The sequence below is a fragment of the Niveispirillum sp. genome, assembly GCF_017996735.1.
Lineage (GTDB): Bacteria > Pseudomonadota > Alphaproteobacteria > Azospirillales > Azospirillaceae > Niveispirillum.
The window spans coordinates 142,484-156,300 of the sequence record NZ_JAGOGJ010000002.1; the positions used below are offsets into that span (position 1 = coordinate 142,484).

The window sequence follows — 13,817 nt, forward strand, 5'->3', positions numbered from 1 at the left end:
GGGCGGCATGGCAACGGCGCGGCAACAGGGAAACGGGCACAGGCGATGGGGGCGGGGATTCCGCGCCCTGACGCTGGCTTCCGTCTTCACCCTGCCGGCGGCGGCACAGACGCCCGGCCCCACGCCGCAGGGCGGGACCGTCACCGTGGGGACGGCCGGGATCAGCAGCCAGGGCAGCCAGACCCTGATCAACCAGACCAGCGATCGCGCCCTGATCGACTGGCGCCGCTTTGATATCGGCAAGGATGCGTCGGTGGCGGTGACCCAGCCGGGGGCGGGGTCCATTCTGGTCAACCGCGTGACCGGTAGCGGGGCAGGCACCAGGATCGACGGTTCGCTGACCGCCAACGGCCAGGTGGTGGTGATCGACAAGGCGGGTGTGGTGATCGGGCGCGGGGCGCGGGTGGATGCCGGCGCCTTTCTGGCCACCACGGCCGATATCGACAATGCGGATTTTGCCGCCGGGCGCCTGACCTTCGGCAAGGCCGGGCAGGCGGGGGCCGCCATCATCAATGAGGGCACGATCCGCGTGGCCGATGGCGGCTATGCCGTGCTGGCCGCGCCCGATGTGCGCAATAGCGGCGTGGTGGAGGCCCGGCTGGGCCGTGTCGTCCTGGCCGGCACGGAACGGTTCACGCTGGATCTGGCGGGTGACGGTCTGCTGCGGTTTGAACTGCCGGCCGATCTGGCGGGCCGCGTGGTCAATGAGGGCAGCGTCACGGGCGCACAGGTCCTGATGACGGCGCGGGCGGCGCGCGACGGCATGGCCGGGGTGGTGAATGCCGGCGGGTTGGTGGAGGCCACGACCGCGCAGGAAGTGGATGGCCGCATCATCATCGGCGGGGAGGGGACGGAGACCGAGGTCACCGGGACCCTGCGGGCGGCGGGCGGGGCCATCGACATTCTGGGCGACCGGGTGGCGCTGACCGGGGCGCTGGTCGAGGCCAGTGGCGCCGGTGATGGCGGACAGGTGCGGATCGGCGGGGATTTCCAGGGCGGCGGCGACCTGCACCGCGCCCGTACCACCCGCATCGATGCCGACAGCAGCATCCGGGCCGATGGGGCGGCGGGGGCGGGCGGGCGTGTCATCGTCTGGTCCGACGGGCGCACGGATTACGCGGGCGCGATCAGCGCACGCGGCGCCAGTGATGGCGGCTTTGCCGAAGTGTCGGGCAAGGGCAGCCTGCGCTTTGCAGGTAAGGCCGATCTGGCGGGTGGGGCGGGCGGCAAGGCGGGCCAATTGCTGCTGGACCCCACCAACATCACCATCGGCACCGTTGCCGATGTGGATGGAACGGGCGCGCAGGATGACGATATCCCCGCCAACGGCACCATCGGATCGGGCGATTATGGCAGCGTCACCAGCCTGATCACCGCCAGCGCCATTGCCAGCCTGCTGAACAACGGCACCAGCGTGACGCTGACCGCCAGCAATGACATCAATGTCAACAATTCCATCGCCAAGACGGGCGGCACCGGCGCCACCCTGTCCCTGACGGCGGGGCGGGACCTGAGCTTTGCGTCGGGTGTGGGGGTGACGTCCAGCAGCGGCAGCCTGTCCATGGGCTTCACCGCCGGCCGGTCTGTCACCGCCACCAATGGCAGCTTCACCAGCAATGGCGGCAGTATCACCGTCACCGCCACCGGAACGGGGGCCATGACGGGTATCAACCTGTCGGGTGTCAGCATCGCCGCCGGGTGGGGTGGCTTGTCGCTGACCGGTACGGGCAGCATGGCCGGCGTCCGTCTGGCCGGCAATACCCAGCTTTCGACCGGCACTGGTAATCTGTCCGTGACCGGTAATGGCGTCATCGGTGTGGATTTTGCCTATGCCACGGCCAGCAGCACAGGCGCCGGCACGATCGGCATCACGGGCACGGCGCAGGGCGGCAGCACGGATGCCGTGGGCATCCGGCTGGATGGCGGTAGCGGCGGGGGCATCGGCAGCAATGGCGGCACCGTCACCCTGACCGGTGCGGGGGCCGGCAGCAGCGGCAGCGCCAACCATGGCGTGCTGCTGACGGGCGGATTCGCGGTGTCGGCAGGGTCGGGCAACCTTTCGGTCACGGCCACGGGCGGGTCGGGCAGTGTCGGCCTGGCCATCGATGGCAGCGGCACCTTCGGCGGCGGCTCGCAATCGGGCACGGTCACCCTGTCGTCCAACGCCATGTCCCTGTCCGGGGGCACGGTGCGGTCATCGGGCCGCGTGCAGGTGCGGACGCAGAGCAATGGCACCAACCTGATCATCGGCGGCACCGACGACACGCAGGGGCTGGCCCTGTCCACGACGGAACTGGGCACCATCAATGCCGGCACCCTGACCCTTGGCCATGATCAGCATACCGGCAGCGTCAGCGTCACGGCCAACCCGTCCACCACGGGTATCGGGGCCCTGGAACTGGTCAGCAACAGCCTGAGCCTGGGCAGCGCCATCACCGGTCTGCTGGAAAATTTCCTGAACGCCGGCAAGAACGCGACGGTGCTGACCACCGGGTCCATGATTATCGCCGACAGCATCGCCAAGAGCGCCGGTACGGACGCCATCCTGACCCTGCGGGCCGGTGGCGACCTGACCTTCAGCAGCGCCATCGGCGTGACATCCAGCAGCAACAAGCTGTCCATGGACTTCACCGGCGGCTATGGCGGGACGGGCAGCCTCAGCACCACGGGCACCGGCAGCTTCACCAGCAATGGCGGCAATATCGGCTTTGCCGGGCGCACCGGCCTGTCCCTGAACAGCAGCGCCGTGAGCGCCGGGGCCGGTACCATCACCCTGGCCGGCGGCGATATCGCCCTGTCCGCCACCTCCATCACCAGCAGCGACCGCGTCATCCTGCGCCCCTATGCGGCGGACGGGCAGATGAGTTTCGGCGGGTCCACATCCGGCGTGGCCAATGTCTCCCAGGCTGAACTGAACCAGATCAGTGCCGGGGTGATCCGGCTGGGCGCCCTGGATGGCGGCAATCTGGTGATCAGCAGCGCGCTGAGCCATGCCAGCGACACGGTGGAACTGGCCAGCGGCGGGAATGTGACGCAGACGGCCGATATCAATGTGGCCAACCTGTCGCTGCTGGGCACAGGCACCCATACGCTGACGCGCAGCGGCAACAGCGTCACCAGTCTGGCCGCCAATACCGGCACTATCGATTTCCGGTCCGGGTCGTCCTTTGCCGTCGGCACGGTGGCGGGCACGACGGGCATCACCTTCACCGGCAATGCCAGCCTCTATGCCTCTGCGGCTCTGGTAACGCTGGGCCAGACGGCAACCTATGCCGGGGCGGGCACGGGCACCCTGACCCTGTCCGGCGACATTGATGTGACGGTGTCGGCCAATGCCGGCGTATCGAACAATGGCAAGCTGAATATCGTGCTGGCCGCCGACGGCAATGCCGCCGGCTCCTCCGGCCGTGTCGCCATCAGCAATGCCAGCCTGTCCACCAATGGCGGCGCCATCACCATCGGCAGCGGGGCCACCCCCGCCACCCGCGCGGCGGAGGGCAAGGCGGATACCGGCATCGGCGTCAACATCCTGTCCAGCACCCTGAACAGCGGGACGGGCGGCACTATCCTGATCAATGGCGACGGCGCCCCCAGCGGCACCAACAGCGCCACCGGCATCGGCATCAATATCTCGGCCAGCAGCCTGATCGCCGCCGGTTCGGGCACCATCACGCTGAATGGCAAGGGCGGGGCCGGCAACAGCCTGACGGCCGGCATCGCCATCGGGAATGGTAGCACGATCCGCACCGCCAGCGGCGCGCTGGCCCTGAACGGCGAGCAGGCATCATCCGGCAGCAACCGGTACGCCATTCTGCTGCGCGATGATCCCACGACGCGCAGCGCCATCTATTCCACCAACAGCGGCGGGGTGGAACTGAAGGCCACGGGCACGGATGGCCGCATTTCCGCCAATGGCGGCACGGGTGACAGCAGCCGCGCCTATATCGGCTGGGACGGCACCAATGCCTATGCCGGCACCGTGACCCTGACGGCCGACAATATGGTCCTGACCAGCGCCACCGGCACGGCCGCCATCAGCATCGGCGGGTCGGGCACCCTGATCCTGAAACCGGTCAGCACCGGCGCCAGCATCGGCGTGGGCGACGGGGCCATCGGCGGCAACGACCTGGAACTGGGTCAGGCGGAACTGGATACGCTGCGCGCCGGGTTCGGCAGCATCGTGGTCGGCCAATCCACCGGCACGGGCACTGTCACCGTGTCGGGCGCCAGTTTCAAGGACAATACCACCATCCAGGGCGGGACCGGGGCCGTCACCATTGCCGGCGCCCTGTCCACCGGCACGGGCGGCGATGCCGGCACCCTGTCGCTGGAAACCAAGGGGCTGCTGACCATCAGCGCCGCCATCACCACCCAGAACCAGAATATCACCCTGACGGCGGACAGGCTGGCCCTGACGGGCAGCGTCAATGCCGGCACGGCCACCGCCACGCTGACCGTGGCCACGGCGTCGCGCGCCATTGACCTGGGGTCCACCACCAATGCGGCCGGCGCGCTGGAGATTTCGGCGGCGGAACTGAATCTGGTGACGGCGGGGGTGATCCGGGTGGGGGCTGCCAATGCCGGCGCCATCAATGTGAGCCAGAATATCGCGCCGACCGGCAGCAGCACCCTGCATCTGCGCAGCGGCGGGGGGATCAGCCAGAGCGGCAGCATCACGGTCAGCAATCTGGCCGTGACGGCGGGCGGCACGGTGGCGCTGGCCTCCGTCAATAATGACGTCACCAGCCTTGCCGTCAGCGCCAGCAACCAGACTATGGCCTGGCGCGATGATAGCGGCTTTGTCATCGCGACGGTGGATGGGGTGGCGGGCGCCAGCCTGGGCACGGGCACGCTGAGCCTGACCAGCACGGGGGCGGTCACGCAGACGGCGGCCATCGGTGCCGCGGGTCTGGCCCTGACTGGGGTGGGGGGCGCCTACACATTGGCCCATGCGTCCAACGCCGTCTCCACCATCGCTGCCGATACCGGATCGGTCGATGTGGGGGTGTCGGGGGCGGCCAGTATCGGCACGGCCGGGTCGGTGACGGGGATCACCACCACCGGCACGGTCAAGCTGAGCAGCGGCGGCAACCTGACCCTTGCGGCGGGGGCGGCGGTGTCGGCCACCGGCACGGGCGACGCCCTGGTCCTGGCTGCCAATGGCACCTTCACCAATAATGGCGGGGCCACTTCTTTGTCCGTGTCGGGCGGCGGGCGGTTCCTGGTCTTCTCTGCCTCCCCCCTGACCAGCAGCACGGGCGGGGTCGATGCCCTGCCCTATTACAACCGTGCCTTCACCTTCACCGACCGCACCTATACGGCGCTGACCAACACGGGCAACCGCTTCGTCTATGCCTATGCCCCCACCCTGACCGTGACGCCCGATGCGGTGAACCAGACCTATTCGGGGGCCACCTTCACCGGTTCAGCCTATACGATCACCGGACTGGTCACGGGTGACACGCTTTCCAATGCCGTCAGCGGGACGGCTTCCATCAGCGGGTCGGGCCGCAATGCTGGCACCTATACCCTGACGGCGGGGGTGGGGACGCTGGTGTCCGACCTGGGATACGGGTTCAGCTATGGCACCGGCACCCTGAGTGTGGCGCGCAAGGACCTGACCTATGCGGTGGCCAATGGCAGTTCCACCTATGGCACCTTGGCCACGAACGGGGCCGTCACCCTGACCGGTGTCGTGGACGGGGACAGAGTGGCGGGCACCGTCACCACCTGGCGCGGACCCAACGCGGAAACCCTGGCCATCCGTACCGATGTGGGCAGCCTGACCCAGAAGGTCACGGACTTGACCGGCACCGATGCCGGCAATTACCAGATCGCGGCATCGGGCAATAGTGACGGCACCCTGACCATCGGACAGAAGGCCCTGACCTATGTCATCGATGCCGCCAATTCCATCTATGGCACGCTGGCCACGCTGGGCGGCGCCACACTGACCGGGGTGGTGGAGGGCGATGAGGTCAGCACCAGCGTCGGCCTGTCGGGTGTCACGCATGAGGCGCGGCTGGCCGCCGGCTCCTATGACCAGACAGTGACGCTGGGCGGGACCGATTCCGGCAATTACAGTCTGGCCGCCACGGGCAACAGCATCGGCCAACTGACGGTGGCGCGCAAGACGCTGACCTATGCCATCACCGATGTCGACAGCATCTATGGCACGCTGGCCACCCTGTCCACGCCCAGCCTGACGGGCGTGCTGATGGGCGATACGGTGGCGGTGGCCGCCCAACTGCAAAGCGGGACCCTGTCGGCGCGGTTGGCGGCGGGGGATTATACGCTGGTGGCGGGTGACCTGACGGGGGTGTCCGCCGCCAATTATGTGCTGGCCGGCAGCGGGCATACGACCGGTACCCTGCGCGTGGCCCGCAAGAGCCTGACGGCCACCATCGCGGCGGTGACCAGCACCTATGGCACGGCGGCCAGTACCGGGGCCGTCACCTTCACCGGCGTTCTGGAGGGCGACACGGTCGGCGCCAGCGTGGTCGTGTCGGGCACGGGCGGCACCGTGACCCTGATCCCCACCCTGGATGCGGGGGCCTATACACAGACGGTAATGGGCCTGACGGGCAGTTCCGCCACCAATTACGAATTGACGGGCGGACCGGTCACGGCTGGGCTGACCGTCAACCGCAAGGACCTGACCTATCGCGTTGCTAATGGCACTGTCACCTATGGCACCCTGGCCGGCAATGGGGCCGTGACCTTTACGGGCGTGGTTGATGGCGACACCGTCGCCGGCACCGTCACCACCTATCGCGGCGCCACGGAGGAAACGCTGGCCGTCCGCACCCCGGTCGGGACCTTGACGCAGAAGGTCACGGCCCTGACCGGCGCCGATGCCGGCAATTACCAGATCGCGGCGTCGGGCCATACGGATGGTGTGCTGACCATCACGCAGAAGGCCCTGACCTATGTCGTCACGGCCGCCAATTCCGTTTACGGCACGCTGGCCACGCTGGGCACGGGCACCCTGACCGGGGTGGTGGAGGGCGACAGTGTAACCGGCATTGTCAGCCTGTCGAATGCCGCGCATGAGGCCAAGCTGGCGGCCGGCACCTATGACCAGATGCTGACGCTGACGGGCAGCGATTCCGCCAATTACAGCCTCTCCACCACCGGCAACAGCCTGGGCCAACTGACGGTGGCGCGCAAGGCGCTGACCTATTCCATCGCCGATGTGGCCGGCACCTATGGCACGCAGGCGACGCTGTCCACGCCCGACCTGTCCGGGGTGGTGGAGGGCGACGTGATCACGGCGCCGGCCCTGCTGCAGGGTGGAACGCTGTCCGACCGGCTGGCCGCCGGTTCCTATACGCTGGTGCTGGGCGATCTGACGGGGGCGGCCGCCGGCAATTATATCGTGCTGGGCGAAGGCAACCGCGATGGCACCCTGGTCGTGTCGCCAAAACGGCTGATTGCCAGCATCGAAAGCGTCACCGGCACCTATGGTCAGGCGATCGAAACCGGAACCGTGACGCTGGACGGACTGCTGACCGGTGACGATGTGCGCACGGGTCTGGTGGTCGAAGGCGGTGGCGGGACCGTCACGGTGGGGCCGACATTGGGGGCCGGCACCTATACCCAGCGGATCACGGGGATCATGGGTGGGGATGTGGCCAACTATGTCCTGGCGGATGGTCCGGCCCTGACCGCCTCCCTGATCGTGACGCCCGCCTTATTGACGGTGAAGGCTGATGACCTGACCCGTATCTATGGCGCGGCGGACCCGGCCCTGACCTATACCGCGACGGGCCTTGTCAATGGCGACGGTCTGACCGGCAGCCTGACGCGCGATGCGGGCAAGAATGTCGGCACCTATGCCATCGGGCAGGGCAGCCTGACGGCCGGGGCCAATTATACGATCAGTTTCCAGGCCGGGACCCTGACCATCGATCCGGCGCCGTTGAGCATCATCGCCGCATCGGCGGTGAAAACCTATGGTCAAGCCGATCCTTCCCTGTCCTATAGCGTGACTGGTCTGGTCGATGGCGATGGGTTGACGGGCAATCTGGTGCGCGCGGCGGGCCGGGATGCCGGCACCTATGCCATCGAACAGGGCAGCCTGTCGGCCGGCGCCAACTATACGATCAATTTCCAGGCCGGGACCCTGACCATCGACCCGGCACCATTGAGCATCATTGCCGCGTCGGCGGTGAAAACCTATGGCCAAGCCGATCCATCCTTCACCTATAGCGTGACCGGTCTGGTCGATGGTGATAGTTTGACGGGCAATCTGGTGCGGGATGCGGGCAAGGATGCCGGCACCTATGCCATCGGCCAGGGCAGCCTGTCGGCCGGCGCCAATTACACGGTCAGTTTCCAGGCGGGGACCCTGACCATCAATCCGGCGGCGCTGACCATCATTGCCGGATCGGCCGCCAAGACCTATGGCGATGCCGATCCCACCCTGTCCTATGCCGCATCCGGTCTGGTGCAAGGCGATGGATTGACCGGTGCGTTGAGCCGTGCGGGCGGGGAGAATGTGGGGACCTATGCCATCGGCCAGGGCAGCCTGTCGGCCGGGGCCAATTATGTGGTCACGTTCCAGGGTGGGGAACTGACCGTCACGCCCGCGGCCCTGAGTGTGACGGCCAATGCCGTGACCCGTGCCTATCTGGATGCCGATCCGGACCTGACCTATGGTGTGTCGGGGCTGAAACGCGGGGATGCGGCGGCGGCTGTCCTGTCCGGCACCCTGTCGCGGGCGGCGGGGGAGGATGTCGGCACCTATGCCATCACCCAGGGCAGCCTGACCGCCAATGCCAATTACACGCTGAGCTTCACCGGCGCCGACCTGCGGATCACGCCGGCCAGCCTGATCCTGTCGGTCGTGGCGGCCAATGCCAGCAAGATCTATGGCGATGATGATCCGGTTTTCGGCTACACGGCCAGCGGGTTGAAGGGCAATGACACGCTGGCGGGCCTGCTGTCGGGCACGCTGTCGCGGGTGGCGGGGGAGGATGTGGGCACCTATGCCATCACCCAGGGCAGCCTTGCCCTCACCAACCCCAATTATGTGCTTTCCTTCACGCCCGGCACCCTGACCATCAGCCCGGCCAGCCTGTCGGTGGCGGCCCTGATGGTGACCCGCACCTATGGCGATGCCGACCCGTCCCTGACCTACAGTGTCAGCGGGCTGAAACGTGGGGACAGTGCCGGGTCGGTCCTGACCGGCAGCCTGACGCGGGCGGGGGGCGAGGATGTGGGCATCTATGCCATCGGGCAGGGCAGTCTGGCCGCGGCCACGGGCAATTACACACTCTCCTTCACGGGCGCGGACCTGACCATCAACCCGGCCCTGCTGTCGGTCACGGCCAATGCCGCCCGCCGGCTCTATGGGGCGGCCGATCCCGTGCTGACCTACGATGTATCGGGGCTGAAGCGCGGGGATGCGGCGGGGGCCGTGCTGTCGGGCGGGCTGACACGGGCGGCGGGCGGCACCGTCGGGCGCTATGCCATCGGCCAGGGCAGCCTGGGTGCCAACGCTAATTACCGGATCAGTTTCCAGGGGGCCGACCTGACCATCGATCCGGCGCCGCTGTCGGTTCTGGTCGACAATGCCACGCGGCAGGCCGGGGCCGCCAACCCGGTCTTTACCGCGCGGTTCCAGGGGCTGGTCAATGGCGATACGGGCAACAGCCTGACGGGTCTGGTTTTCCAGACCAATGCCGACGCGGCCTCGCCGGCCGGCACCTATGCCGTCAGTGCCGGGGGCATCACCAGTATCAATTACCAGATCACCTATGTCGACGGGGTGCTGACCGTGACCGGTGGCGCTGTTCTGCCGCCGGCCCTGGCCGAAGCCGTGCCCATCACCACCGTGACACAGCCTGTGCGTGCGCCATCCGTGCCCACGGTGACGGTGGCGGCGCCCGCCGCGCCGGCCGCGCCCGTGGCCCCGCCGCCGGCCCCGGCCAGCACCGCACCGGCCCCGGCGGGTGATGGCGGCGGCGCGGCGCTGGCGGCCGTGAACCAGAATGTACAGTCGGCCAGCGGGTCGGCCGCCGATGATGACAGCGCGGCGGAGGAGATGATCCCCGGCCTTCTGTCGCAGCAGCGCCGCCTGCCCGGCGAGACGCCGGAAGGAACGCCCGGCCTGGAACAGCAATTCCCCAACCTGGGACGGGTCTGGTGATGGCGCGGCGGCTTACCCCCCTGATCCTGGCCCTGCTGCTGGCCGGCTGTGCCGCCAAGGGCCCCCGGGTGCCGGCAATATCCGCCGGCCCCATCGCCATGGGTCGAAACGCCATCGGGGAGGAATGCCGCGCCCTTCCGGCCGACAGCGCCGATGGCCAGGCCTATGCGCTGTATTGCGGGGCATGGGAACAAGCCAGCGGCGCCATCGCCGTAACCCGGCTTTACGACCCCCTGCCCGAGGGGGAGGAGGCGCGGGCGCGGCAATTGGCGGTGGAGGCGGGCCGCACCGCCTGGGCCGGATCGCTGGCGCAGAAAGCCATCTGCCAGCCGGCCCAGCCCGTACCGGGCGGGTTGCTGACCCAATGCCAGTTGCGCGAAGGCGGCTGGCCCTATATCGGCGTCACCCTGGCCGACGGAACGCGCATGGTGCAGGCCGATGGCATTCCGGCCGTGGCCGACCTGCTGATGGCGGCGCCTTCGCTGCTGAATGCCGGACCGGTCACGGAAAAGACCGATATTGCGGCGCTGCTCCGCGCCACATTGGGTGACGAGGCGCTGCGTTTCGGCCGCGGCGACCTGAATAGTTTCGAGCGGCTGTCGGAGGTGGGGCGCCTGTCCAATTCCGTGGAGGATTATGCGGGGGCGGAGGCGGCCTATCGCAAGGCGCTGGACCTGCAGGCGCGGGCCCTGGGGCCGGACAGTCCGGGGGCGGGCGACACGCTGATGGCGCTGGCCCTGGAAGTCTCCAACCAGGGGCGGGGGGCGGAGGCGGATGCGCTGTTCCGGCGGGCCGATGCTTTGCTGCAAAAGAGCTTCGACAAGGCGGCGCGGGCGCGGCTGGGCAGTTACATGGCCTTCCATGCGGCCAATAGCGGCGATGCGCGGCGCGCCCTGTCGCTGGGCCGCGACAGCAGCGCCACCCGTCGCGCCCTTGTCGATGACCTGGAGGAACAGGCGGGCGGTGGCGCCAACCGGGCCGTGCTGGGCAGTCTGGCCGCCGCGCGGGGCGACCTGATCCATTCGCTGCTGCTGGAGGCCACGGTATCGCTGCGGCTGGAACAATATGGGCTGGCCGAGGCGGCAACGATCGAGGCGGCCACCCTGTTCAGCCGCACGCGCGGCCTTCCCCCCTGGTGGCATGCCCGCATACTGGGCATCCAGGGCCTGGCGCGGGCCGGCAAGGGCGATGCCGCCGGCGGGGCAGCCCTGATGTCGAAGGCGGTGGCGTCCAACAAACAATTGTTCGGGGCCGGATGGCCCGTGGCGTCCAGCATGCTGGAACTGGGCCGCGTCTATGCCCAGGCTGGCATGGATGCCGAGGCGCTGGCCATCTATCGCGAGGCGCTGTCGATGGTGGCGGGGCTGGATACCGAGCGGGGGCAATTGCCGCTGGACCGGTTGATCCCGTTCCTGGATGTGCTGTACCGGCGCGGGCAGGCGGAGCCGGACCGGCGCGCCGATCATTATGCGGAGATGTTCGCCGCCCTGCAGGCCGTGCGCGAGGGGGTGGTGGGCCAGACCATCACCCGCGCCGCCGCCCGTTTCGCCAGCAGCGATCCCGCCGTCGCCGACCTGATCCGCCAGCAGCAGGACGCGGTGCGCAGCCGCGACCGCCTGCGGATCGAAGCCGCCGCCGAAACCGCCAAGCCCGATGCGCAGCGTGACCGGGCACGCGAGGAAACCCTCCTGAAACAGTTGCAGGAGGTCTCGGCGCAGGCGCAGGGGCTGGAGCGGCAATTGCAGGCCGCCTTCCCCGATTATGCGCGGCTGACCAAGCCGGCGCCCGTGCGTGCGACCGACCTGTCTGCGCGGCTGGCACCGGGACAGGCGCTGGTGCAGTTCGCCTTCGGCAATGCCGGTTCCTATGGGTTCATTGTCACCGATCGCGGGGTTCATGCGTATCCGGTCACGATCGACCGTGGTGCCTTGCAGGATCGGGTGGCGGAGCTGCGCCGGTCCATCACGCCCCGCGCCGGGGTGCTGCCGCCCTTCGACCTGGACCTTGCCCATGATCTTTATCTGCGGTTGTTCGGGGGGGCGGGCGATACGCTGGCGGGGGTGAAGCATCTGGTGCTGGTGCCGTCGGCCTCGCTGTCCAGCCTGCCGCCCGCCCTTCTGGTGCGTGACAAGCCGCAGGGGCGGGATTATGCGCGCGCTGGCTGGCTGGTGCGGGACATGGCCATATCGGTGGTGCCGTCTGTATCCTCCTTCCTGGCCCTGTCCGGCGCAGCGGCGCGGCCGACGGCGGTCAAGCCCTTCATCGGCTTCGCGGCCCCGCCCTTCCAGGGCCGGGATGCGGGCGGGTTGAAGGCGCTGGGCGATGAATGCCGCACCGATGCGGCCCTGGACCCGGCCCTGCTGCGGGCCCTGGCCCCCCTGCCGGAAACGGCGGATGAGATCAGGGCTATCGGTGGGCGGCTGGGCGCGACCCCGACCGATCTGATCACCGGGGCCGGCGTCACCAAGGCGGCGGTGCGCGGCGCGGGGCTGGACCAGTATCGTATCGTCTATTTCGCGACCCACGGCCTGTTGCCGGGGGAATTGCGCTGTCAGGCGCAACCCGGTCTGGCGCTGGCGCCGCCTGCAACCCCGCCGGCCAGTGCCGCCGATGACGGGTTGCTGACCGCGTCCGACATCGCCTTGCTGCGCCTGAACGCCGATCTGGTGGTGCTGTCGGCCTGCAATACGGCGGGCGGGGATGCGCGGCTGGGCGGCGAGGCGCTGTCGGGTCTGGCGGAAAGCTTCTTCTTTGCGGGCGCACGCTCGCTGCTGGTCAGCCATTGGCAGGTGCCGTCGGCGCCCACCGTGCGGCTGATGACGGGCCTGTTCGCCGGGGACGGCGACACGGCGCAGGCGCTGGCGCGGGCGCAGAGGGTTCTGGCGTCCGATCCCGCGACGGCGCATCCTTTCAACTGGGCGGCCTTCACCCTGGTCGGTGCCGCCCCCCATTCCGGCAAGGGAGTTTGATCCATGTTCCGCCCCGCCCCGTTCCTGGCGCTCGCCCTTTTCCTGGCGGCCCCCGTCCAGGCCGCCCCCCTGGTGGTGGTGGAGGCCAAGGGCACCGATCTGGCGCCCGGCGCCACCATCGATGACAAGGCCCCGCTGACCCTGGCCGATGGCGCGCGTCTGGTGCTGATCGGGGAGGATGGGTCGCAGGTGACCTTACGCGGGCCGTTCAAGGGTGCGCCGGCCGGCGCCGGCTCGGGAGCCACGCAGCAACTGGCGGGCCTGCTGTCGGCGCGCGGGGCCGACACCACCAGCCTGGGGGCCGTGCGCGACGCCGGCCCGGCCGCCCCGCTGCCCGAGGCCTGGATCGTCGATCCGGCCGTATCGGGGTCGGCCTGTGTGAAGCCGGGGCAGGAGGTCGTGCTGTGGCGGGCCGATGCGGCGAAACCCGCCCGCCTGACCCTGATGCCGGCCGATCGCGCCTGGACCGCCAATGCCGAATGGCCGGCGGGCGAGGGGCGTCTGGCCCTGCCCGAACTGCCCATCACCGATGGCGGCACGCTGCTGTTCGAACTGGACGGGGCGGCGGCGTCGGTCACGTTCCATCTGCTGCCGGCCGCCGTCACGGCGCCGAAGATGACGGCGGGATGGATGGCGGCGAAGCAATGCGACCGGCAGGCCCGTGCGCTGCTGGCCGGTGGGTGAGGGTGGCGGCG

3 protein-coding genes are annotated in these 13,817 nt (G+C 69.0%); all 3 read left to right on the forward strand.

Annotated elements, in window-relative coordinates:
- The first annotated feature begins 7 nt into the window (after positions 1-7).
- The 3 genes from KBA48_RS01515 to KBA48_RS01525 are packed head-to-tail and all read left to right on the forward strand — an operon-like array spanning position 8 to position 13,806.
- Positions 8-10,153: an MBG domain-containing protein gene (locus tag KBA48_RS01515; protein ID WP_292903058.1), complete on the forward strand. Its 10,146-nt coding sequence runs from the start codon at positions 8-10 to the stop codon at positions 10,151-10,153.
- A complete protein-coding gene (locus KBA48_RS01520) occupies positions 10,153-13,122 on the forward strand; it encodes a CHAT domain-containing tetratricopeptide repeat protein (protein ID WP_292903060.1) in 2,970 nt (989 codons plus the stop codon). The genes KBA48_RS01515 and KBA48_RS01520 overlap by 1 nt, the downstream gene beginning before the upstream one ends.
- Before the next feature lie 3 nt (positions 13,123-13,125).
- Complete coding sequence (locus tag KBA48_RS01525) at positions 13,126-13,806, forward strand: hypothetical protein (protein ID WP_292903062.1); 681 nt, start codon at positions 13,126-13,128, stop codon at positions 13,804-13,806.
- Positions 13,807-13,817: the final 11 nt, after the last annotated feature.

Coding starts and splice junctions, on each gene's coding strand:
- KBA48_RS01515 (WP_292903058.1), top strand. CDS start 8: ATGGCAACGGCGCGGCAACAGGGAAACGGGCACAGGCGATGGGGGCGG.
- KBA48_RS01520 (WP_292903060.1), top strand. CDS start 10,153: ATGGCGCGGCGGCTTACCCCCCTGATCCTGGCCCTGCTGCTGGCCGGC.
- KBA48_RS01525 (WP_292903062.1), top strand. CDS start 13,126: ATGTTCCGCCCCGCCCCGTTCCTGGCGCTCGCCCTTTTCCTGGCGGCC.